22 protein-coding genes are annotated in these 22,135 nt (G+C 50.5%); 9 read left to right on the top strand and 13 right to left on the bottom strand.

All coding sequences use genetic code 11. The features are described 5' to 3' along the window. The first annotated feature begins 6 nt into the window (after nt 1-6). The 3 genes from rng to KXJ70_RS05670 are packed head-to-tail and all read left to right on the top strand — an operon-like array spanning nt 7 to nt 6,215. Nucleotides 7-1,470, top strand: coding sequence for a ribonuclease G (gene rng, locus KXJ70_RS05680; RefSeq protein ID WP_219042465.1), 1,464 nt, complete (start codon nt 7-9; stop codon nt 1,468-1,470). Between the two features lie 32 nt (nt 1,471-1,502). Further along, nucleotides 1,503-5,348 carry a YhdP family protein gene (locus KXJ70_RS05675; protein WP_219042464.1) on the top strand — a complete coding sequence of 1,282 codons (3,846 nt, stop codon included), beginning with the start codon at nt 1,503-1,505 and terminating at the stop codon, nt 5,346-5,348. 45 nt (nt 5,349-5,393) lie between these two features. After that, entirely contained in the window at nt 5,394-6,215 is an 822-nt protein-coding gene (locus tag KXJ70_RS05670) for a carbon-nitrogen hydrolase family protein (RefSeq protein WP_219042463.1), read from the top strand. Between the two features lie 10 nt (nt 6,216-6,225). Here KXJ70_RS05670 and yjgA read toward each other — a convergent pair whose 3' ends face one another. From yjgA to KXJ70_RS05610, 12 genes are all read right to left on the bottom strand, one after another. Continuing rightward, a complete protein-coding gene (yjgA, locus tag KXJ70_RS05665) occupies nt 6,226-6,735 on the bottom strand; it encodes a ribosome biogenesis factor YjgA (RefSeq protein ID WP_219042462.1) in 510 nt (169 codons plus the stop codon). Nucleotides 6,736-6,775: 40 nt separating this feature from the next. Beyond that, complete coding sequence (gene mgtE / locus KXJ70_RS05660; RefSeq protein ID WP_219042461.1) at nt 6,776-8,134, bottom strand: magnesium transporter; 1,359 nt, start codon at nt 8,132-8,134, stop codon at nt 6,776-6,778. A 145-nt stretch (nt 8,135-8,279) separates the two neighbouring features. Continuing rightward, on the bottom strand, nt 8,280-8,549 hold the full coding sequence (locus KXJ70_RS05655; RefSeq protein ID WP_219042460.1) for an HPr family phosphocarrier protein: 270 nt from the start codon (nt 8,547-8,549) through the stop codon (nt 8,280-8,282). Between the two features lie 10 nt (nt 8,550-8,559). After that, nucleotides 8,560-9,414 carry an RNase adapter RapZ gene (gene rapZ, locus KXJ70_RS05650; protein ID WP_219042459.1) on the bottom strand — a complete coding sequence of 285 codons (855 nt, stop codon included), beginning with the start codon at nt 9,412-9,414 and terminating at the stop codon, nt 8,560-8,562. A gap of 1 nt (nt 9,415) precedes the next feature. Next, nucleotides 9,416-9,865 carry a PTS sugar transporter subunit IIA gene (locus tag KXJ70_RS05645; RefSeq protein WP_219042458.1) on the bottom strand — a complete coding sequence of 150 codons (450 nt, stop codon included), beginning with the start codon at nt 9,863-9,865 and terminating at the stop codon, nt 9,416-9,418. A 38-nt stretch (nt 9,866-9,903) separates the two neighbouring features. After that, the gene (hpf, locus tag KXJ70_RS05640; RefSeq protein WP_103683591.1) at nt 9,904-10,191 is read right to left on the bottom strand and encodes a ribosome hibernation-promoting factor, HPF/YfiA family; all 288 of its coding nucleotides are present in this window, start codon (nt 10,189-10,191) and stop codon (nt 9,904-9,906) included. 214 nt (nt 10,192-10,405) lie between these two features. Further along, complete coding sequence (locus tag KXJ70_RS05635; protein ID WP_219042457.1) at nt 10,406-11,896, bottom strand: RNA polymerase factor sigma-54; 1,491 nt, start codon at nt 11,894-11,896, stop codon at nt 10,406-10,408. Nucleotides 11,897-12,038: 142 nt separating this feature from the next. Further along, complete coding sequence (gene lptB, locus KXJ70_RS05630) at nt 12,039-12,764, bottom strand: LPS export ABC transporter ATP-binding protein (RefSeq protein WP_219042456.1); 726 nt, start codon at nt 12,762-12,764, stop codon at nt 12,039-12,041. A gap of 2 nt (nt 12,765-12,766) precedes the next feature. After that, a complete protein-coding gene (gene lptA / locus KXJ70_RS05625) occupies nt 12,767-13,366 on the bottom strand; it encodes a lipopolysaccharide transport periplasmic protein LptA (RefSeq protein WP_219042455.1) in 600 nt (199 codons plus the stop codon). Next, the gene (gene lptC / locus KXJ70_RS05620; RefSeq protein WP_219042454.1) at nt 13,353-13,922 is read right to left on the bottom strand and encodes an LPS export ABC transporter periplasmic protein LptC; all 570 of its coding nucleotides are present in this window, start codon (nt 13,920-13,922) and stop codon (nt 13,353-13,355) included. The genes lptA and lptC overlap by 14 nt, the downstream gene beginning before the upstream one ends. A gap of 2 nt (nt 13,923-13,924) precedes the next feature. Further along, the gene (kdsC, locus tag KXJ70_RS05615) at nt 13,925-14,446 is read right to left on the bottom strand and encodes a 3-deoxy-manno-octulosonate-8-phosphatase KdsC (protein ID WP_219042453.1); all 522 of its coding nucleotides are present in this window, start codon (nt 14,444-14,446) and stop codon (nt 13,925-13,927) included. Between the two features lie 14 nt (nt 14,447-14,460). Further along, nucleotides 14,461-15,435 carry a KpsF/GutQ family sugar-phosphate isomerase gene (locus tag KXJ70_RS05610; RefSeq protein ID WP_369409749.1) on the bottom strand — a complete coding sequence of 325 codons (975 nt, stop codon included), beginning with the start codon at nt 15,433-15,435 and terminating at the stop codon, nt 14,461-14,463. 192 nt (nt 15,436-15,627) lie between these two features. Here KXJ70_RS05610 and KXJ70_RS05605 point away from each other — a divergent pair, with 192 nt between their 5' ends. The 6 genes from KXJ70_RS05605 (at nt 15,628) to hisC (ending at nt 21,003) form a co-directional block, all read left to right on the top strand. Next, a complete protein-coding gene (locus tag KXJ70_RS05605) occupies nt 15,628-16,299 on the top strand; it encodes an MlaC/ttg2D family ABC transporter substrate-binding protein (RefSeq protein WP_219042452.1) in 672 nt (223 codons plus the stop codon). Between the two features lie 115 nt (nt 16,300-16,414). Next, nucleotides 16,415-16,648, top strand: coding sequence for a BolA family protein (locus KXJ70_RS05600; RefSeq protein WP_219042451.1), 234 nt, complete (start codon nt 16,415-16,417; stop codon nt 16,646-16,648). A gap of 27 nt (nt 16,649-16,675) precedes the next feature. Further along, entirely contained in the window at nt 16,676-17,941 is a 1,266-nt protein-coding gene (murA, locus tag KXJ70_RS05595; protein WP_219042450.1) for a UDP-N-acetylglucosamine 1-carboxyvinyltransferase, read from the top strand. Between the two features lie 27 nt (nt 17,942-17,968). Beyond that, a complete protein-coding gene (gene hisG, locus KXJ70_RS05590; protein WP_219042449.1) occupies nt 17,969-18,634 on the top strand; it encodes an ATP phosphoribosyltransferase in 666 nt (221 codons plus the stop codon). Then, nucleotides 18,627-19,946, top strand: coding sequence for a histidinol dehydrogenase (hisD, locus tag KXJ70_RS05585; protein WP_219042448.1), 1,320 nt, complete (start codon nt 18,627-18,629; stop codon nt 19,944-19,946). Before hisG ends, hisD begins: the two co-directional genes overlap by 8 nt. Beyond that, the gene (gene hisC / locus KXJ70_RS05580; RefSeq protein WP_219042447.1) at nt 19,939-21,003 is read left to right on the top strand and encodes a histidinol-phosphate transaminase; all 1,065 of its coding nucleotides are present in this window, start codon (nt 19,939-19,941) and stop codon (nt 21,001-21,003) included. Before hisD ends, hisC begins: the two co-directional genes overlap by 8 nt. 8 nt (nt 21,004-21,011) lie before the next feature. Here hisC and KXJ70_RS05575 read toward each other — a convergent pair whose 3' ends face one another. Then, nucleotides 21,012-22,055: a S1C family serine protease gene (locus tag KXJ70_RS05575; protein WP_219042446.1), complete on the bottom strand. Its 1,044-nt coding sequence runs from the start codon at nt 22,053-22,055 to the stop codon at nt 21,012-21,014. Nucleotides 22,056-22,135 lie beyond the last annotated feature (80 nt).

Genomic DNA, 22,135 nt, shown 5'->3' with positions numbered 1-22,135 from the left:
CAGGGAATGAGTGAAGAAATTCTAATCAATGTAACACCGGTCGAAACTCGGGTGGCAGTGGTCGAAAACGGTGTGCTGCAAGAAGTGTACATCGAGCGCAGTCGCTCGCGAGGTATCGTCGGCAACATCTACCAAGGGAAAGTGGTGCGGGTGTTGCCCGGTATGCAGGCGGCATTTGTTGATATTGGTTTAGAGCGCACAAGTTTTATTCACGCTTCAGACATCGCCAGCTTAGACACTGAGAGCGGCGAGCATGCGGATATTCGCAGCAAAATTCGCGAAGGTCAGTTACTCACCGTGCAAGTGAGTAAGGATCCTATGGGGACCAAAGGCGCGCGCTTAACGACGCGTTTGTCGGTCTCTTCCCGCTACTTGGTCTATATGCCTGGGGCTGCGCATATTGGTGTTTCCCATCGGATAGACGATGAGGACGAGCGCCAGCGCCTGCGCGACATGCTTGAGGCAGCCGCGCGGGTGGATGACGAAGACCTGCGCGATGGCTATATTTTGCGTACCGCGGCAGAGGGCGCGGGCGATGATGAAATGCTTGCCGATGTCCAGTTCTTAAAGCGCTTGTGGGCGGCGGTAGAGCGCCGCATGAAACGCGATACGGCGCCCAGCGTAATCTATGAAGACTTGCCCTTGTTTATGCGCACAATGCGCGATTTGGTGCGGCCGGGCTTGGAAAAAATTCGTATTGATTCCCGCGAGAGTTTTCAACGGGTCGCCGAATTTGCCGAGGATTATCTGCCGGAGATCAGCTCGCAGCTTGAATATTATCCCGGTGAGCGACCTATATTTGACCTCTATGGGGTAGAGGACGAAATTCAAAAAGCCCTTGGGCGCAAGGTGGAGCTTAAGTCCGGCGGTTATTTGATTATCGATCAAACCGAGGCCATGAGTACCATCGATATTAATACCGGCGCTTTTGTTGGTCATCGCAATCTAGAAGAAACCATATTTAAAACTAATCTTGAGGCCGCGGCGGCGTTGGCTCGCCAACTGCGGCTGCGAAATCTCGGCGGCATTATTATTATCGATTTCATCGATATGAAAGACCCTGAGCATCGCCGCCAAGTGCTTCGTGCACTCGAGCGGGCAATGGAAAAGGACTACGCCAAAACGTCGATTACGGGCGTCTCTGAGTTGGGTTTAGTAGAAATGACCCGCAAACGTACCCGCGAAAGTCTTGAGCACATTCTCTGTGAGACCTGTCGCTATTGTCACGGTAGGGGTTCGCTTAAGTCGCCTGAAACCGTGTGTTATGAAGTTTTCAGGGAGATTTTGCGCGAGTCACGGGCCTATGAGAGTAAGCGCTTGCTGGTGTTGGCGTCTCAGGAGGTAGTTGATCGACTACTCGACGAAGAGTCGGCCAATGTCGCTGATCTTGAGGAGTTCATCGGCGCGAGTATTCGCTTTCAGGTAGAGGCGGTATATACCCAGGAGCAATATGATGTTGTTTTGCTTTAATGGGAGCCGTTGTTGACCGTGGGTGATTACTGATGCTGGTGCGGGCAGTTCGCCAACTTTACGCTTTGCTCTGGGGTGCTGCCTTGGTGTTGCTGGTGCTGTTGGCCTTGTATGCTAGCCTTGGCCGCCAGTACATTGGTTTGGTCGACCGCTACCAGCAAGATATTTTTGAGTTTATTGAAGGTTTTAGCGGTATTCAAATGCAGGCGGCCAGCCTTCAGGGAAGCTGGTCTGGTCTGTCTCCCGTTATAGACGTAAGCGATTTTCGTCTTGGCAGTCACGCTGCCGTTCATCTCGATCACGCCCGCATAGAAGTCGATGTCTTGTCCTCACTGCTGACGGGCACGCCGAAAGTACGTCAAATACAGGCGGGTACTCTCAGTATAGAGCTCGCGCAAGACAGTGAGGGACGTTGGCAAGTACCGGGATTGGTAGCGGATGATGCTGCTAGCGGCAGTCCAGATATGTTGATTGATTCGGTGCTGGGTGTCCGCAATGCCACCTTGGGTTTGTTTGCGGTCACGCTCAATTATGCAGACGGCGACGTAAAGTATATTAGTAGTCGAGATTTTTCTCTGCGTAGCGACGACAAATTCCGACGGGTGTTTGCGCAATTAAATACTGACAGCGACGGTGATATTCAAATGTCGCTGGAAGCTTACGGTGATCCCCGCAACACCGAAAGATTCAATGCCAGTGCCTATATGGTCATCGATGGCAGTCGGCTGTCGGCTATTGCGCCAATATTTCAGCAAAGTGCGCCCTTGTTTGACAGCGAGGTCAGCGGCGAGATCTGGATGAGCTGGCGACGAGGCCAGCGCATAAGTTTGAGCGGCGTGCTCAATGCACCAAAATTGGCTGTCGGGGTTTTGTGGCGCGCAGAAGACGACTTTTTAGAAGATGTAAATATGCGCTTTGCTGGCAGTCACCGCGATGGATTTTGGCGAGTTAGCTTTACCGAGTTTGACGCCCAGTGGCGGGAGCATCGTCTAGATTTGGCTGGTGTTTCGGTGCGTCATCCCGAGGATAAGCTGTGGCTATTTACCTTACCGCAGTTAGAGGTGGCAGCGACAAACGCCCTTCTTACCGAAAGTGATATTTTGCCCGAGCATTTACAAGGGGTGTTGAGCGATTTAGCGCCGACTGGGCTGTTAGATCATATTGAATTTGACCTTATTACTGGCGACTCCGGCATCGATAGTTTTGCGCTCAGGGCTGAGGCGGTGGATCTCAGTGTGCAGGCATGGCAGGGTGCGCCCGGTGCCGAGGGCCTGACGGGTTATCTTGAAATCGGCCCGCAGCAGGGATTGTTGATGGTGGATTCTGAGGCTTTATCCCTGTCATTTCCGCATTTGTATGAGAAGGCATTTGCGCTAGATGATGTTAAGGCTGAACTGCGCTGGAGCTATGATGATCAGCGCCTAAATCTGTACAGTGGTTTAATCAAGGCTGAAAGTAACGGCAAGACCTTGTCTGCACTGCTGCGATTGGATTTGCCCTTACACAAAGACGCTGTGCCCGACCCAGCGATGACACTGATTATCGGTGCGCGCGATATCGATGCCAGCGAGCACGACAGCTACACGCCTAATGTACTCAGCGATGGATTGCATACCTGGCTGGCAGAGAGTATCCGCGCCGGTCGTGCCACCACAGCGGGATTTATTTATCACGGTTCATTATTGGCCCACGCAGAGCAGCATCCATCGGTGCAGTTGGATCTTGATCTTGAGAATGTTGAGCTACGTTTTCAGAGCGATTGGCCAGCAGTCCACGCTGAAAAAGCGTCGTTGCTGATCGACAATGCCAATGTTGTAGCTCAGTCAAACTCGGCAATCATAAATGGTTTGTCGCTTGGCCCCTTAGATGTTCGGGTCGCGCCATTGGCAAGCGGCGATGCAGCGCTAGATGTCGCGACTAGCGCGAATCCCAGTTTCGCGCAGATAAAGAGTTTGCTCATCGATACGCCCCTGCACTCTTATCTTGGCAATACCTTTGATTCGTGGACCGGTGAAGGCGATGCAACGGTAGACTTCGGCTTGCATTTGGCGTTCGTTGGTGAGCTTATTCCCAAAGTGCGGGTTGATACCGATCTTGATATTAAGATGTTGGGTTTACCTGATTTTCGTTTGGCACTGAGCGATGTGAAGGGGCATTTGCACTACGATTCTGACGGGGGGCTCAGCAGTAATAAATTGCAAGCCAATGTGTTTGAGCGACCAATTACCGGCACCATAAATCAGAATGGAAGCCAGGTTGATGTGGCGCTCGCTACTCATGTTGCTACTAAAGATATTGAGCAGTGGTTGCAAACTCCGGTGCTGCAATTTTTCAATGGCAGTAGCGATGTTCAGCTGCATATTCAGGCGGGAGGAGATGATCCCAGTCTCAAGCTTACGTCTGACTTACAGGGAGTAGAAATTTCTCTGCCGCAACCGTTCTATAAGGCTCCCGACGCGGTGCAAGCGCTAACGATAGTGCTGCCCTTTGGCGAAGAGCCACTGCTGCGGCTGGCAATTAACAATCAATTTAATCTAAATTTGGGCATAAGCGACGGTGCGGTATTCGGTGCTAATTTGACGCTGGGTAGTGGTGATATCGCCAGTGTTATGCCTAGGCCACTGTTAGGTCAATTTAATGTTGATGGTGTTGTTGAATTTGCAACCTTTGAGCAGTGGCAACAGATTGCTAATCAATATCTGGTATCTGCTGAGCCGGGAGATAGTGCTGGATTGGTCTTATCCGTCAATGAGTTAAAGTTTGGTGCGGTCGATATTTTTGATCAATTGTTAACGGATGTGCGGCTGACACTTAGTGAAAATGTTGAACGTTGGCAGTTGCAAGTCGACAGCCAACAACTGGCTGGCGAACTGGTGTTTCCTCGAAACAGCTCGCTAATGGTTACGTCGATAGCCTTACAAAAATTAGATTTGCCTGCCTTTAGTGATCGGCCCGGGGTGGGCGTGGAGGAGCTGGATCCGCGGACATTAATGAATGCCGATGTGGATATTGATCAGCTTACGGTTGGCGGCAAAGAGTGGGGAAGTGTCGGTTTTGATCTGCGCACAGATGCTTACGGAGCCCATTTCAATGCCCTGCGGGGAGAGCTTCGAGGTATTTCACTTGCGCCGCAAAGCGGTGAAAGCAGTTTACATTGGCTTCGTGACGATAGCGGCAGTCAGGTATCTCAGTTGCAAGGACAGTTTGCGGTGCAAAATTTGGGATCGGTGTTGACGGGCTTAGGCTATTCCAATGTGATGGAAACAAAGCGCGGCGAATTCGATGTTGATATTTCCTGGTCGAGTTCACCCATGAGTTGGGATATTTTGCGCAGCGATGGTAATTTTAGTTTTAGCTTTGAGGATGGTCGTTTTCTAAAAAGTTCAGATGCGGCCAGCGGCGCTTTACGAGTATTTAGCATTTTTAATATGGCTAATATTATCCGGCGTTTGAAGTTTGATTTTCGCGATGTGTTTAGCAAAGGTATTTATTTTGATTCTATGCGCGGCAGTCTGACGCTAAACGAGGGCATTGTGCGCCTGAATACGCCTTTAGATATAAAGGGCCCGTCTAGTCGCTTCCAGATGACTGGAAATATTAATTTGACCACCGACGTTCCCGATCTTCGCCTGGTGGCAACATTGCCAGTGGGTAGTAATTTACCTTGGGTGGCGGCGCTTGTCGGCGGTTTGCCTGCGGCGGCTGGCGCCTATGTGGTTAGCAAGGTGTTTGAAGAGCAGGTCGATAGTTTTTCAAGTGCGGTCTATGATATTTCTGGCACCATTCAACAGCCCGAGTTGACGTTCAAAAAGATCTTCGATGTGGATAATGACGACGTTCAACAAGCTTCACCCGAGGTCAGTGAAACGCTTGAGTGATCGGTTACTTAGTAGCTCATGAGCCAATTGTTGTGGGGGTAGATTATGGCTAGATCGACGTCGTTAGTGACAGTTGCCGCGCTGCAAATGGTTTCTAGCAGCGATTTGGCTGTGAATTTACTGCGTGCAGAAGGGTTAATAGCGGAGGCGGCAAATGGCGGTGCAAAACTGGCCGTGTTGCCGGAGAATTTCGCGTTGTTTGGCCGTCAGCGAATTTTTGATCTAGCTGTCCAAGAAGCTGCTAGCGGTGATTTGCAATCACAACTAGCCCATTTAGCTGCGAAATATAATTTAACGCTGGTTGCCGGTACCATTCCAACCCCTGCTCCCGACGGGCGGGTATATGCGACGTCATTCGTTTACGGGCCGGACGGATGTTGCCTTGGTCAGTATCGAAAAATGCATTTATTCGATGCCGACGTCGCTGATGCTCAGGGTAGTTATCGAGAGTCGGACAGCTACGCACCGGGTGATGATGTGGTCGTGCTCGAGACGCCGTTCGGTCGAATAGGTGTTGGTATTTGCTACGATTTGCGCTTTCCCGAACTATTTCGTCAGATGTTTGAATTAAAGGCCGATATTGTTGTTCTGCCCTCGGCGTTTACGCGCAGTACCGGGTGGGCGCATTGGTTGCCCTTGTTGCGTGCCCGCGCGATAGAAAATCAATGTTTGGTGGTGGCGGCGAATCAGGGTGGTGTCCATGACGCCAAACGTCAGACATCAGGTGGTTCTGTGATTATAGATAGTTGGGGGAGGGTGTTAGCTGAAGCAGGTCTTGGAGAGGTATGTATTCTCGCAGATTATGATTCAGCTGAGCAGAATGCGCTGCGTCTAAGGATGCCGGTCGCCCAGCATCGCCGTTTATAAAGCGTTATACTTAATTTTTGGGCAAGTGCTCTTGCAGTTCTTTTAAGTATTGAAATAATTTGCGTTTGGCAGCGGGGGGCTTGTTGGCTTTCGCATCTTTGCCAATTTGTAAGATCAGTGTTCTGAGTCGCTGGCGATCTGCGTCAGGGAATTGCGCGACTACTTTCTCTATCGCTGGTAACCCTTCTTCAACGATGTCATCTCGCAGGTCTTCCAAACGATGGAAGGCGCGCGCTAGTTCACGCTGTCCTTCTTCACGCTTAGTTAAGCCCGCCTCTATTTCGCTGAGATCGATGCCGCGCATCAACTTGCCAATGTATTGCAACTGGCGTCGTAAGCCTTCTCGGCTGGTTAGGCGTCGTGCAGTTGCGATGGCCTCGCTAAGATGCTCGTCACGGATGGGTATCTTGGCTAACTCGTTATTACTGAGCTTGACCAGTTTTTCACCGAGCTCCTGCAGTGCCTGCATTTCTTTTTTTAGCGCCGTTTTACTGGGGCGCTCTAATTCTGATTCGGTCACGTTGCGATCCGTTTAATTCATTTAATATTGTTGGATTAAGCTAGCCGTAAAAATAGCTGGCGAGTCCGAGGAATGATAAAAAGCCAATGACGTCAGTCACGGTGGTAAGCACTACGCCGCCTGCCAGAGCTGGGTCTATATTCAATGATTTCATCGCCAGCGGTAATACTGCGCCGGCGAGAGCTGCAGTCAATAAGTTAATAATAATCGCGGCGCCGATTATGCCGCCCATTAAGGGGTCGTCAAACCACAGGGTGGTGGCACCGGCAACGATGATCGCCCAAACCACCCCATTGATGGCGCCGACGGCCATTTCGCGATTGATTAGCCAGCGGCTGTTGTCGCGGCTGATATGCCCCAATGCCATACCGCGAATGACCACGGTGAGTGTTTGGGTGCCGGCTACGCCGCCCATGCTTGCCACTATTGGCATTAAGACGGCGAGAGCGACGACTTTTTCGATGGTGCCTTCGAATAGATTAATTACCGCCGAGGCGATAAATGCGGTGAGCAAATTAATACCTAGCCACACTGCGCGGCGCGGCGCGGTGGTGAGAACGGCGGCAAAGGTATCTTCGTCCTCGTCCAAACCCGCCATACTCATTAATGAGTGGTCAGATTCTTCACGTATAACGTCTACCACGTCATCTATGGTAATACGGCCTAGCAGCAGGCTGTTGTCATCGACGACGGGCGCCGATACCCAGTCGTGCCTGGCAAAGAGTGTGGCGACCTCCCGCGAGGACATGCGAGCGGGGATGGGCTCCACCTCGGTGTCCATTATTTCTCGAACTGTGACGCTGGGGTCGGATACCAATAGTTTACGCAGTGATAGCACGCCGATGTACTGATCGTTGCGATTGACCACCAACAAGCTATCGGTCATTTCTGGCAGTTGTTCGTGACGACGCAGATAACGCAATGCCACGTCGAGGGTAATATTTGGTCGTACGGTAATGGTGTCGGTGTTCATCAAACCACCGGCACTGTCCTCGTCGTAGGACAGGACGTGCTCGACTCGAATCCGATCTTGATGATCCATTGAGTCGAGAACTTCACGAATTACACGGTCGGGCAGCTGCTGGAGTATATCCGCGATATCATCCGCTTCCAGACCTTCGGTAATAGTCGCGACTTCTTCCGCGTCCATTTGACGCAGGAACTGGCTTTGAACTTCATCGTTAAGATGCTGGAGAATGTCGCCTTCATTCTCGATGTCGATCAGCTGCCACAGCACGCTACGAATTTTGTGCGGTGTGGATTCTATTAAATGGGCAGCGTCGGCAGGGGGCAAACCGTTTAACATGCGACGGATTTGCAGAAAGCCCCCCGAACCCAACGCTTCGTTTAGGGTTTTGAGTTGGCTCTCGGTTTGAAGCTTGTCAGCAGTCTGGGCCATACCTATCCCTAGCGTTTTATATAGGAGACTAGATTTACCTGAGCCATTAGGTGAAAAGAGAGTCTTGGTTAATTATCCTTTAAAGTGCTCTCTGCAACAATCCGCAGTAGTCGGCTACTAGCATAAATAAGTCATATTACGCTTATTATTCTGCTTCGCCGAAACGTTGAGAGATAATATCGAGCACAGCAGATAGCGCTTCTTGTTCATCGCCACCATCGCAGCGCACGGTAATTTCGGTGCCTTTGCTAGCGGCTAACATCATCACGGCCATAATGCTTTTGCCGTCGACCGATTTGTCATTGATACTGATTTGAATATTGGCGGCAAATGCGCCTGTCGTTGCGACTAGTTTTGCGGCTGCGCGGGCATGTAAGCCTAGCTTGTTAATGATTATTATATTGGACTCGACCATCGTGGGTACTCTAATGTAGTTCGCGATGGCGAACTTGCAGGTCTGGATGGGTCTTGCGCAAGGCCTTGGCAAGCGTTTCGACCATGTATACTGAGCGATGTTGACCGCCCGTGCAACCGATGGCAATGGTGAAATAGCTGCGGTTACTCGCCTCGATTTTAGGTAGCCAATGCTGCAAATATTGCAGGATGTCGTCGTACATCAGCATCACGTCTGCTTGGCTGCTTAGGTAGTTCTGTACTTCGCTGTCTTGTCCGGTGAGTGTGCGGAGTCCATCTTGCCAGTGCGGATTGGGTAGCATACGAAGATCGTAAACTAGGTCGGCATCAATTGGCAGGCCACGTTTAAATCCGAAGGATTTCAATTGTACGGCGAGCTTGCTGGCATCTACCCCCAAAATACGATCGCGAATCGCTGCGCGCAGCTCATGCACCGTCATGTCACTGCTGTCGATAGCTAATGACGCCTCAACCACGATGGGTTCGAGTAGTGTTGATTCAAGCTTTATTGCGTCGGCAAGAGGCAGTGAATCGGTGGTTAGTGGGTGTCGGCGTCGCGTTTCACTAAAGCGTTTTATTAACTTATCGTCGCCCGCATCTAAAAATACGATGCGCAAGTGGGCATGTTTTTTAACTTCGTCGCACAGTGATTTAAATCGAGCTAGTTCATCCTGAGAGTTGCGAGCATCAATGCAGACAGCGACTTGCTTGTGGACTTTCAGCGGGCTTTGCGAAAGCTCGCGGACCAGCGCGGGAAGCAGTGACACCGGTAAATTGTCGATAGCATAAAAGCCTTCATCTTCTAATTGGTGGAGGGCCGTACTTTTCCCAGATCCCGATCGACCACTTAAAATGATGAGTTCCATTTTAGCTTGCTATCGCGCGCTTGAATAAGACTTCGGTGTTCTCGGCGCTGCGCAACTTACTGCGGTAATCGGCTTCATTGAACGCGGTCGCTAGTGCGCCAAGTACTTTTAAATGCTCGTCGTGGGCCTCGGCGGGCACAATAAGCGCGAATATAAGATCGACGGGCTCATCATCTACGGCCTCAAAATCAATGGCCTGTTCTAATTTGAGCAACATGCCGGTGATTTGAGTGCAGCGGCTGCTGCGGCAGTGTGGGATGGCGACACCGTGGCCTAAGCCTGTACTACCTAGGCGTTCGCGTGCGAGCAATTCGTTAAATAACTCGTCCGCATCAAATTCTGTGTTATCTGCTGCAATACCGGCAGCGATATATTCAAGTAAGCGTTTTTTACTGGTAACGGACGCACCGTATTCGGTGCGCCCTTCTGTGAGTATTGAGTCAAGTGTCATGATAATTACGTGGTTAACTTCAGTGAGTATCGCGGGTCTTAGCGACCCAGCGATTTTTCTTTGTGTTTGATTAATTGGCGATCAAGTTTGTCGGTCAGGCTGTCAATTGCAGCATACATATCCTCTGATTCACAAGTAGCAAATAGGTCTGCACCTGCAACGTGTACTGTTGCCTCGGCCTTTTGAACGAGTTTTTCTACCGTCAGAGTGACATCGGTGTTGGTGATATTGTCAAAGTGTCGCTGCAGTTTTGTGAGTTTATTGTTTACATAATCGCGGAGGGCGGGGGTAACGTCTACGTGATGACCACTTACAGTAATCTGCATATATTGCTCCTTCATCGCTAAAAAATGCTGGCGCCTCGCGGCGAGTTGCAACGTGCGGCGATCTTTAGATCACCGCATTGTGAGATCTATGCACGAATTTCTTTTTGCCCGCTGGCAGCGGCATAAAGGGCAATTAATTGGATATGGATAAATATCCTCATGTTTGCACTTTTCCTCGCCAGAGAACAAAATTCCGGCTCGTGTATGGCTCTCTTTAAACTAGTCGTTTCCGCTCATTAGAGGGCGGAATGACCAGTGATTCTCTGTATTTTGCAATGGTTCGCCGCGCAACTTGAATACCTTGTTCGGCGAGTAAGTCTGTGATTTTACTGTCGCTTAAAGGTTTGCGAGGGTTTTCCGCCGCAACCAATTTTTTAATCAGTGCCCGTATTGCTGTGCTCGAGCATTCGCCGCCAGTATCTGTAGATACATGACTTGAAAAGAAGAACTTTAGTTCAAAAATTCCGCGTGGCGTGTGCATGTATTTTTGGGTGGTGACCCGCGAAATAGTGGATTCATGCATGCCGACCGCCTCGGCAATATCGTGTAAAACCAGAGGCTTCATGGCTTCTTCGCCATATTCCAGGAAGCCGCGTTGGTACTCGACGATTTTTGTAGCTACTTTCATCAGGGTTTCATTGCGACTGATTAAGCTTTTAATGAACCACCGTGCTTCTTGGAGATTGTCGCGGATATAGTCATTGTCACTGGCATTGCTACTCTGCCGAGCCATTGATGCATACTGCGCATTGATTTGAATTTTTGGCGCAATATCGGGGTTTAGCTCTACCAACCAGCGTCCCTCTTTCTTGCTTACGAATACGTCGGGAATAACGTATTCAGTGTCATCACTTCCTATCGCGTTGCCGGGAGTCGGATCTAGTGACTGAATAAGCTTTAGGATATCGCGCAGCTGATCTTCTTTTAAACGGCAGCGACGCATAATTTGATTGTAGTCGCGATTGCCGAGTTGAGCCATATATTGGCTTACGACTAAACACGCCTCATCGACGTAGGGCGTGTTGCGCGGCATTTGTTTGAGCTGAATCAACAGGCATTCTTGTAGATCTCGACCACCTACGCCTGGTGGGTCGAATTGTTGGATGAGGTGTAATACCGCATTTACTTCTTCTATCTCTATCGCGTCGTTGTCAAAGCCTTCTACAAGCTCTTCTGGATCGACGGTAAGTCTGCCTTTTTCATCGATAGCATCGATGATGGCGTCGGCGATCATTTGGTCTATATCGGACAAGCGGCTTAAGTTGAGTTGCCAGCGCAAATGATCTTGCAGGGAATCTGAGCTCGAGTGCCGATAGTCGTTGTTGTAGTCACTATCCTCACCAGAGGAGCTGCTGCCGGAACCGCTACCGCTGGTTTGAAATACGTCGTCCCACTGGCTGTCCACCGGAAGATCTTCTGGAATATCACTGCGTTCAGCCCATTCCGTGTCGGCTTCAGGCTGAGGCGTTTCTATTTCATTGTCACCCGCTTTTTCGGGCTTTTTGGGTTCGGCTGAGGTGGGTTCGGTGTTGACCTCAATATCGCCGTCGTCGTCGCTGATTTCCAGTAATGGGTTGGAGTCGAGAGCGGATTGAATTTCTTGCTGGAGGTCTAATGTAGACAGTTGTAATAAACGAATCGCCTGCTGCAGCTGGGGTGTCATTGTCAGGCTTTGGCCGACTTTTAGCTGTAGCGATTGTTTCATAGGCTATGGTTTCTACAACATGATTTAAGTGGTAACGCGAACGGTGTTTTGTTCTACCGGCAATTAAATGCCTCAATGTCAGTGTAGTCGTGACACCGATTCCCTGCAATACCTGTGCCGATTCATTTATAAGGAACATTACTTACAATGTGAATTTGTCGCCTAGGTATATATCGCGAACGATCTGGTTGCTTAGCACTGTTTCCGCGTTGCCTTCCGCGACGATACGACCCTCTCCCACAATATAGGCTTTATCGCAAATGTCTAAGGTTTCGCGGACGTTGTGGTCGGTGATTAATACCCCAATCCCCCGTGCCTGCAGGTGTCTAACAATATTTTGAATGTCGTTAACGGAGATAGGGTCGACGCCAGCAAAAGGCTCATCCAGTAAAATAAAGCTGGGTTCGGTGGCGAGTGCGCGAGCAATTTCTACCCGTCGACGCTCGCCGCCAGATAGCGCCATACCCTGGGATTTGCGGATATGCGTAATGTGGAACTCCTGCAGGAGTGCCTCAAGCTTATCTTTGCGCTGACTGCGATTTAGATCGCGCCTCGTTTCCAAAATGGCCATGATGTTGTCGGCCACGCTAAGTTTGCGAAAGATGGACGCTTCTTGGGGTAAATAACCTACACCGTGTTTTGCGCGGCCTTGAATTGACAGCTTTGTGAGGTCGCGGTCATCGAGCTGAATACTGCCGCGATCAGCGTTGACAATGCCCACGATCATGTAGAAACAGGTGGTTTTGCCTGCGCCGTTCGGACCAAGTAGGCCGACGATTTCACCGCTACTAATCGTCAGCGACACATCCTTAATAATTTCGCGGCCTTTGTAGGCTTTGGCGAGGTTCTTCGCTTGTAAAACGGGCATCGTTATTGGGTTCCCTCTGCGGCAGGTGTTGGCGCCGCGTTGGTGCTTTCTGGGCTTGGGCTAGGTTCGGCAGCGCCTTTGTTATCGCCGCTAGCGGGTGCGTCATCTGGCGCCGCTTGGGGTTGTAGCGTCATTTTGACGCGATTGTCTTTTTCGTTGCTGCCGCCATCAGCTATTACCATTTGCTTACGGCCGCTGTAGACGACTCTATCGCCCGAGATCTTGGAGCCCTGGTGGGTGATTGAAGCATTTCTTTGCAGCAGTATTTCTTCTTGCTGCAAGCTGTATTCAATACGCTGCGCGCTGGCTATAACCACGCCTTCTTCTGCGCGCGGTTGCTGTTCAAAATACGCGGGGCTGCCTTCGGCGATCACCTTTTCTACTTTGCGATCAGACTCGACGATAGTGAGCTTGTCGGCGCGAATTTTTAATGAGCCCTGGCTCATATTGACGTTGCCGATATAGATACCCTGATTATTCTCGTATATCGCGCGGTCAGAGCTCAGGTTGATCGCTTTTTTGCGATCATCGGGAAGGCTGACTGCGATTTGGCTTACAGCGAGGAAAAGCGCGGCAGCAAGTGCGGCTTTAGTAGGGCTCATAGCGACCTTTTACCTGGTTTAGCAGTTCAACGCGCTCATCTTTCAGGCTGGCTTGCATGCCGATTGAGTTTGTTTTGCCGTTGCGTAATTTGAGCGTAAGCGCCAGTGACGTGCTTACCTCACTATTTTCAAGATTAATATTTAGTGCTTCTGTGGAAATTTCCGCCTGGCGAATTAGGTCTTTGACAATGACGGTATTTTCTAGTGTTAGTTGTTCGCCATTTTGTGAAAGTCGTCCCGACTGCGAGCTCGCGGTCCAAGGGCGCTGCTCGGCGATATTACCGATATAGTAGGGCTTTTGTAAGGTGATTGAACCGTCGGAAATTAGGCGCTCGGCGCTATTTGCTCGCCATTGATAGGCTATATCGCCGTTGCTGCTGTATTTAATGCCATTGACGTTAGTCAGGTGTGAGTCGGCATCGGGCGTGGCTTCAAATTGCTCTGTAATACTGAGCTTGCCGCTCTCGCTGTATTGAGTTAAATACACTACTGTCCCTGCTAGCGCGGTTATTGCCGATAGCACCGAAAGTAGTGTGAAAAAGTTAAAGCCTTTCATATTTAAAGGTATTGCTCTAGGGCGTCATTTAGCTTGCCTTGAGCCTTGAGAATGAGCTCGCATATTTCTCTTATCGCGCCATTGCCGCCCGCAGCTTTGGTTTGCCAATCGGCGTGACGAGCAACGTAGTAATGGCCGTTGGCTACGGTAATGCCTAGACCAGCCTGGCGAATAGCAGAGAGGTCGGGCAAATCGTCGCCGACGTAGGCAATTTCTTCAAAGCTAAGTCCAAGGTCGCTTCGCAGCTCTTCGAGGGCAACGAGTTTGTCTTCGCGGCCCTGGTATATAAGGTCAATTTTGAGTTCCGCGGCGCGCCGTTTAAGCAGCTCCGAGCTGCGCCCCGTTATAATAGCCGGCTTGATACCCGCATCGCACAGTAGTTTTATCCCTAAACCGTCGAGGATGCTAAAGGCCTTTATTTCCTCGCCGCTGTTGCCAAAATAAAGACTGCCGTCGGTTAGTACCCCGTCGACGTCCATTGCCAATAGTTTGATGGGTTTTGCTTTCTCGATAACGCTCTGCATTGCTTCTATATTCTCTATGCGACGCCTGCTTTTAGCAGGTCGTGAGTATGGATAACGCCGACTGGTTTGTGTTCGCTATCGACGGCCACCAGAACAGTAATTTTGTTATCTTCCATAATACGCAGCGCTTCTGCGGCCATCGTGCCGGGGCGGATGGTACGGCAATTGCGAGTCATAATGTCATCAATTGGGCTGCTGTGTATATCTATGCCGCGATCAATAGCTCGGCGTAGGTCGCCGTCTGTAAATATGCCGGCCAGCGAGCCCGATTTATCTACTACTGCAGTCATACCCAAACCTTTGCTGCTCATTTCCAGTAGAGCGCTGCTTAAGGCGCAGCCTAACTCAACGGAGGGTATGGCGGCGCCAGTATGCATTATGCTGTCGATTTTTAGCAGTAGTCGTCTGCCCAGTGCGCCACCGGGGTGAGACATTGCAAAGTCATTGGCTGTGAAACCGCGAGCCTCTAAAAGCGCAATCGCGAGAGCATCTCCCATTACGAGCGTAACCGTGGTGCTAGATGTAGGGGCAAGATTGAGTGGACATGCTTCTTCGCTAACGCCTACGTTTAAGTGTACATCCGCGGTTGTGGCCAGTTCTGAGTCTGGTTTGCCTGTTAACGCAATGACGGGTACAGCTAGCAGTTTCAACAGCGGTAAAATAGTGATGAGTTCTGCGGTGGTCCCAGAATTAGAAAGGGCGATGACCACATCGCCAGCGGTGATCATTCCTAAATCGCCGTGACTGGCTTCACCGGGGTGAACAAAAAAAGCGGGGGTGCCGGTGCTGGCCAGGGTCGCCGCAATTTTATTGCCGATGTGCCCAGATTTGCCCATGCCGGTGACAACCACGCGGCCTTTGCATGCCAGTAAAATATCGCAGGCGCGTTCAAACGAGTCGTCGATCCGGTCAATTAAGACACTAACGGCGTCACGCTCCATGGTGATGACGCGTTGCGCTGACCCAATAAAACTAGAATTATTGCTCACTCAGAATACCTTAGGTAGTTTGTGTCGCCCGTTCAGCTGGCGCTAATCCTGTGTATGATAATTTCCAATGTGACAAATTAACAGGTTTAGCTAAGGTCTGAATTGGGAGTCATTGGCGTAAAATGGGGTCTTAACTCGCAGTTGCCCGTATTTTATTGGTAATGAAGCACGGATAAAAATTAAGGGGATGGTATGTGTAAAAAAATAGTAGTGGCATTATTTATGGTGTTTGGCCTGTTTTCACCGAGCTTTGCCGCCGACAAAGGTCCCTATGAGGTAGTTGCAGACACTACCCAAGAGTTGGTCAAAGTGATTGAGGATGCGCGTGGTTACATTGACACTGATCCGCAGCGCTTTACCAATGAAGTTCGGCGCATTATGGACGAAGTGGTGGATTTTCAAAGTTTTGCGCGGGGTATTATGGGTAAATATGGCAGTCGTGGTTACTACGAAAGCCTAAAAACGGAAGCCGAGCGTGCGCAGTTTCGCGAGCGCGTAATTCGGTTTACCGATAGCTTTAAAGACGGATTGATCAATACGTATTCAAAGGGCTTGCTTGGCTTTAATGGCAATCGTATTGAAGTGTTGCCATTGGCCGACGATGTGGATTTGTCAGGTAGCGTTGGTGTGCGCCAAGATATTTACGGTGAGCGCGCTAAGCCATATCAAGTTGTCTATACGCTTCGCCAAGGTTCAGATGGTGTCTGGAAATTGCGCAACGTGATTATTGAGGGCTTGAATTTAGGTCGGATTTATCAAAATCAGTTTAACGCCGCAGTTAAGCAATATAATGGCGACATCGATAAGGTTATTGCGAACTGGACGGTTGCGCCGCAAGAGGTGATGGAAAAAGCCGCAGAGTAACCTTCTTTTAATAGGCGAGGCGAGCCCTGACTAGGGTTTCGCCTCGCCATGTTCTCCGCAATTGCGTACAATTCCGCGCTTGTGCAAAGTAGTGGTAGGTAAGAGCGGGATGGGCATGCAAGTAGAATATATCGAACAGCGTCTTTTAGAGCATTTTCCCAGTAGTGAAGTCGCCGTGAATGGTGATGGCAGCCATTTTGACGTGCGCGTTGTTAGTGATGCCTTTGCCGGATTACGTGCGGTAAAGCGTCAGCAGCTTGTCTATGCTGCAGTCAATGATTGGATTCGGGATGGCTCTTTACACGCCATCAATATTAAAGCGTTGACCCCCGACGAAGCCCAATCTTAAGGCTAAGCGGAATTTCCAGGAGATTTCATGGATAAGTTGCTTATAACCGGCGGCGGGCCGTTGGCCGGCGAGATTCGTGTTTCCGGTTCAAAAAATGCAGCGCTGCCTATTTTGGCGGCTACATTATTGTCTAGCGAACCGGTGATGATTCGCAATCTGCCGCATTTGCATGACATTACCACCATGATTGCGCTGTTGCGCAGTATGGGAACCGAGTTGATTGTCGATGAAAATCTCGGCGTCGAAATTAATGGTTCAACAACCACCAAAACGACTGCCCCATACGAGTTGGTGAAAACCATGCGGGCCTCGATTTTAGTCTTGGGGCCCTTATTGGCGCATTTTGGCCATGCTCGGGTTTCTTTTCCTGGTGGTTGCGCTATCGGTAGTCGCCCGGTTGATCAGCATTTGCGTGGCTTAGAGGCCATGGGTGCGATAATTGATGTCGACGCCGGTTATATTACGGCAACGGCACCCGAAGGTGGTTTGCGCGGCGCCCATGTCTTGTTTGATATGGTCACTGTTGGCGGCACTGAAAATGTCTTAATGGCCGCCGCACTGGCGAAAGGGCGCACGGTTTTAGAAAATGCCGCGCGAGAGCCCGAAATCGTTGATTTGGCAAACTGTCTTATCGCGATGGGAGCCAAGATTAGCGGGCACGGTAGTGCGACAATAATTATTGACGGGGTAGAGCGTTTACATGGCTGCACCTATTCAGTTATGCCTGACCGCATTGAAGCCGGCACGTATTTGGTGGCAGCGGCGGCGACCCGGGGATCTATTCGCTTGCGCGGAATAGGGCCTGAAACGCTAGAGGCAGTATTGGTAAAGCTCGTTGAGGCGGGTGCAAAAGTTGAATCCGGTGAAAATTGGATTACCCTCGATATGGAAGGGCGTAGGCCAAAAGCAGTTAATATTAAGACCGTCCCGTACCCGGGTTTTCCCACAGATATGCAGGCGCAGTTTACCGCGATGAATGCGGTTGCCGATGGAGTTTCCCATGTTACTGAAACCATATTTGAAAACCGCCTAATTCAAACCCATGAAATGAATCGAATGGGCGCTAAAATTAGTATAGAGGGCAATACCGCCATGATTACCGGCACCGAGCGTTTGAAAGCGGCGCCAGTCATGGCCAGTGATCTGCGTGCGTCGGCAAGTCTTGTTATTGCTGGTTTGGTTGCGGATGGGGATACGCTTGTGGATCGCATCTATCATATAGACCGTGGCTATGAATGCATTGAAGAAAAGTTCCTTGCGCTCGGGGCCACTATTCGTCGCGTTGCCAATTAAATGCTTTACGGTACCTGGAGTTAATTTGTGGATCAGCCGGTTACTATTGCGCTCACCAAAGGGCGTATCTTAAAAGAAACTCTGCCATTGTTGGCGGAGGCGGGCATCGTGCCCGCCGAAGATATAAGCAGCAGTCGCAAGCTGATTTTCGAGACTAACCATTCACATATTCGTTTGATTGTTATTCGCGGCACTGATGTGCCGACCTATGTAAAGTTGGGGTCGGCGGATATTGGTGTGGCGGGCAAAGATATGCTGTTAGAGGTCGGTGCGGGCGATATGTATGAGCCCTTAGATCTTAATATCGCCCGTTGTAGATTGATGACTGCCGGTCGTGTTGGTGAGTCCTTGCCGCATGGTCGTGTGCGAGTTGCCACCAAGTTTGTCAATGTGGCTCGCAGGCACTTTGCAGAGCGTGGGATTCAAGTTGAGTTAATTAAGCTTTACGGTGCGATGGAATTGGCGCCCCTGATGGATTTGGCCGATTTAATTGTCGATATTGTGGATACGGGAAATACCCTGCGGGCCAATGGTATGGAACCGCGTGACATGATCGCCGATGTGAGTTCGCGTCTTGTCGTGAACAAGGCGGCGATGAAGCGTAAGCATAATAGTATTCAAGATATTATCGCGAAGTTAACGGTTGCGGTGGAAGCCCGGCAAAGCGCGGAGGAGCTTGTCAGCAATGGCTGATACTCTAATAAGGCGCATGAGTAGTGCGGACCTCGATTTTGATGCGGCGCTGACGGCATTGCTGGATTGGGAGTCGGTGTCGAACCCCTCGGTGGTGGCAACGGTGGCAGACGTACTTGCGAAAGTTCGCGGCGAGGGCGATGCCGCGATTCTTGAGTTCACGAGGCGGTTTGATAGCTGGGAACCCAAAGCAGCAGCGGACTTGGAAATCCCGAAGAGTCGTATTGACGCCGCCCTGGCAAATATAAATGCGGATGTTCGAGCGGCCCTAGAAACGGCTGCGGAGCGAATAAAAACCTATCACCAGCATCAGCGCCAGGAGTCGTGGTCATATCGCGAAGCAGATGGCACTTTGTTGGGACAGCAGATTACCGCCTTAGATCGCGTTGGCTTATACGTACCAGGTGGTAAGGCGACTTATCCGTCATCGGTATTAATGAATGCTATACCCGCTAAAGTAGCTGGCGTTGGCGAGTTGATTATGGTGTCGCCGACCCCCAAAGGCTTTGTCAATGACATGGTGTTGGCCGCTGCGGCTATAGCGGGTGTTGATCGCGTATTTACCATCGGCGGCGCCCAGGCAATTGCGGCGCTGGCATACGGTTCAGAAACGATTCCTAAAGTTGATAAAATAGTTGGCCCCGGCAATATTTATGTCGCCACCGCTAAGCGGCAAGTGTTTGGCAGCGTCGGCTTGGATATGATTGCAGGTCCCTCTGAGATATTAATTATTTGCGACGGCAAGACCGACCCTGATTGGATTGCGATGGATCTTTTTTCGCAGGCTGAGCACGATGAAGATGCTCAGTCGATACTGTTGAGTCCTGATGCCAACTTTTTAAACCAGGTTGAAGCGAGTATCAGTCGTTTGCTGCCGGAGTCTGAGCGCGCCGATATTATTCGCAGCTCTATGGTGAGTCGCGGTGCGCTGGTGCTGGTTAACGACATGGATGATGCGATTGCGATTAGTAATCGAATAGCGCCAGAACATTTAGAGTTATCTGTCGACGATGCGGAGCAGTGGCTGCCTAAAATACGCCATGCCGGCGCTATCTTTATGGGGCGTTATACACCAGAAGCGTTGGGGGATTACTGCGCTGGACCGAATCACGTGTTACCTACCTCTGGCACCGCGCGGTTTTCATCGCCGTTAGGTGTCTACGATTTCCAGAAGCGCTCATCTTTGATTGCCTGCTCAGCGGCGGGTGCGTCGGAATTGGCTAAAGTTGCCTCGGTACTCGCGCGCGGAGAGTCCTTACAGGCTCACGCCCGCAGCGCGGAATATCGCATATTAGGTGATTGTGATGAGTAGGTATTGGAGTCCATTCGTTAAAGATTTAGTGCCCTATGTCCCTGGGGAGCAGCCAAAGTTAAGTAAATTAACCAAGCTCAATACCAATGAAAATCCCTATGGACCATCGCCAAAAGTACTTGAAGTTATTAAAGCTGAGGCGACTGCCGCGCTGCGTTTATACCCCGATCCGAATAGCGATGTGCTAAAAACGGCGATTGCGGATTACCACGGTGTTGCAGCAGAGCAGGTATTTGTCGGCAACGGTTCTGATGAAGTCTTGGCGCATGTTTTTCATGGCTTGTTTCAGCACGGTAAGCCCTTGCTGTTTCCGGATATCACGTACAGTTTTTATCCCGTGTATTGTGGTTTGTATAAGATACCGTACGAGGTAATCCCGCTGGATGACAAGTTCCAGATTAAGATCGAGGAATACCGAGGTATTAATGGCGGGATTATTTTCCCGAACCCGAATGCGCCGACGGGGTGTTTCTTGTCGCTGGCAGAAATTGAACGGCTACTGACGGTTAACAACGAAACAGTGGTTGTTATTGACGAGGCTTATGTTGATTTCGGCGGTGACTCTGCGATTTCCCTGGTTGATCGCTTTCCTAATTTGTTAGTGACGCAAACGCTGTCAAAGTCGCGCTCATTAGCGGGTTTGCGGGTTGGTTTTGCGGTTGGTCATCCAGATCTAATTGAGGCATTGGAGCGGATTAAAAATAGTTTTAATTCCTATCCATTAGATCGTCTGGCTCAGTTGGGTGCTGCGGCATCGTTTGCGGATGAGCCCTATTTTCAGCAAACCCGACAGGCGGTGATGGCTGAGCGTGAGGCGATGGTGACTCGTCTCGCGTCGTTTGATTTTCAGGTGTTGCCGTCTTCAGCCAATTTTGTATTTTGTCGGCATATGAGTCGCGATGCCTCGGAGTTGGCGGCGGGTTTGCGAGAAGACGGTGTGATTGTTCGGCATTTTAAAATGCCGCGCATTGAGCAGTATCTGCGTATTACCGTAGGTCGACCCGAAGATAGTGAGGTGTTGTTCAAGTCGCTGCAGCGGCTTCTGGCATCTGCGTAATTTGCGGCCTAGCTATTAGGCCGCATAGCCACTTCTGTTTCGATTGTGATTGTTTCTTCGCCGCGTAATAAAGCGATCCTCACTCTTTCGCCGGGCCGAGTGTAGGTGATGAGTTTCATGCCCGCATGGCCGTCGCCGACTTGTTCACCGTTTATATTAATGAGAATGTCACCAATTTTTAAACCGGCTTTTTCTGCTGGGCCACTGTTTGCTAGCGCGGTAATAATGACGCCATTAGTGCCCACACCAACGGGTTGAACTTCAATGCCCAGCCAGCCCCGCAGTGGTCGACCATAGCTAATGAGATCGCTCATGGTACGGAGTGCTAAATCAGTTGGAATGGCCAAGCCGATACCAGTTGATCCGCCACTCTGGGTGTAAATCGCGGTGTTGATCCCGAGTAATCGACCTTTTGTATCGATAAGCGCGCCACCGGAGTTGCCGGGGTTGATTGCGGCGTCAGTTTGAATGAAATTTTCGAACTGGCTAAGGCCTAATCCGTAGCGACCGGTCGCGCTGACAATGCCTTGGGTTACAGTTTGGCCGAAGCCGTATGGGTTGCCGATGGCGAGCACGATGTTGCCGACCTGAATTTTTGATGGGTCGCCAATGGTGATGCTGGTGAGGTTGTCTAAGTCGATTTTTAGGACGGCAAGGTCGGTGTCTGCATCGCTGCCGATAACGCTTGCTAGTGCTTGTCGGCCGTCATGGAGTAATACCAATATCTCGTCGGCACCCTTGATGACGTGATAGTTCGTGAGCAAATATCCCGCATCGCTGACAATGACGCCTGATCCTAGGCTGCGTTCAAGTTGCTGCTTCACGCGACCGTTGCGGCTGAAAAAATGTTTGAATAGTGGGTCGTCGGCAAGTGGGTGGCGCTGTTCCACAACTTTGGTAGTGTAAATGTTGGCAACGGCCGGAGCCGCGTGTTCAACGGCGTAAACGTAGTCTTTGTCGCGATCTCTGGGTAGATAGGCGAGTATGCATAGACCGAGTAAAATGCCGCAAATGGTGGGCCAGATCAGTGGTTTCAGGCTGTTCCGTGTCAAGTGCCGGTCCTCGCTGGGTGATTAAGTGGGGAAGCACTGGATGCTTGTCTTTATGGGGTGCTAGCCTAGCACGAAATGTG

The organism is Zhongshania aquimaris (genome assembly GCF_019312595.1).
Taxonomy (GTDB): Bacteria; Pseudomonadota; Gammaproteobacteria; order Pseudomonadales; family Spongiibacteraceae; genus Spongiibacter; species Spongiibacter aquimaris.
The sequence above is the reverse complement of the archived record's forward strand: the minus strand, read 5'-3'. Positions and strand labels throughout refer to the sequence as shown.

Coding starts and splice junctions, on each gene's coding strand:
- rng (WP_219042465.1), top strand. CDS start 7: ATGAGTGAAGAAATTCTAATCAATGTAACACCGGTCGAAACTCGGGTG.
- KXJ70_RS05675 (WP_219042464.1), top strand. CDS start 1,503: ATGCTGGTGCGGGCAGTTCGCCAACTTTACGCTTTGCTCTGGGGTGCT.
- KXJ70_RS05670 (WP_219042463.1), top strand. CDS start 5,394: ATGGCTAGATCGACGTCGTTAGTGACAGTTGCCGCGCTGCAAATGGTT.
- mgtE (WP_219042461.1), bottom strand. CDS start 8,134: ATGGCCCAGACTGCTGACAAGCTTCAAACCGAGAGCCAACTCAAAACC.
- KXJ70_RS05655 (WP_219042460.1), bottom strand. CDS start 8,549: ATGGTCGAGTCCAATATAATAATCATTAACAAGCTAGGCTTACATGCC.
- rapZ (WP_219042459.1), bottom strand. CDS start 9,414: ATGGAACTCATCATTTTAAGTGGTCGATCGGGATCTGGGAAAAGTACG.
- KXJ70_RS05645 (WP_219042458.1), bottom strand. CDS start 9,865: ATGACACTTGACTCAATACTCACAGAAGGGCGCACCGAATACGGTGCG.
- hpf (WP_103683591.1), bottom strand. CDS start 10,191: ATGCAGATTACTGTAAGTGGTCATCACGTAGACGTTACCCCCGCCCTC.
- KXJ70_RS05635 (WP_219042457.1), bottom strand. CDS start 11,896: ATGAAACAATCGCTACAGCTAAAAGTCGGCCAAAGCCTGACAATGACA.
- lptB (WP_219042456.1), bottom strand. CDS start 12,764: ATGCCCGTTTTACAAGCGAAGAACCTCGCCAAAGCCTACAAAGGCCGC.
- lptA (WP_219042455.1), bottom strand. CDS start 13,366: ATGAGCCCTACTAAAGCCGCACTTGCTGCCGCGCTTTTCCTCGCTGTA.
- lptC (WP_219042454.1), bottom strand. CDS start 13,922: ATGAAAGGCTTTAACTTTTTCACACTACTTTCGGTGCTATCGGCAATA.
- kdsC (WP_219042453.1), bottom strand. CDS start 14,446: ATGCAGAGCGTTATCGAGAAAGCAAAACCCATCAAACTATTGGCAATG.
- KXJ70_RS05605 (WP_219042452.1), top strand. CDS start 15,628: ATGTGTAAAAAAATAGTAGTGGCATTATTTATGGTGTTTGGCCTGTTT.
- KXJ70_RS05600 (WP_219042451.1), top strand. CDS start 16,415: ATGCAAGTAGAATATATCGAACAGCGTCTTTTAGAGCATTTTCCCAGT.
- murA (WP_219042450.1), top strand. CDS start 16,676: ATGGATAAGTTGCTTATAACCGGCGGCGGGCCGTTGGCCGGCGAGATT.
- hisD (WP_219042448.1), top strand. CDS start 18,627: ATGGCTGATACTCTAATAAGGCGCATGAGTAGTGCGGACCTCGATTTT.
- hisC (WP_219042447.1), top strand. CDS start 19,939: ATGAGTAGGTATTGGAGTCCATTCGTTAAAGATTTAGTGCCCTATGTC.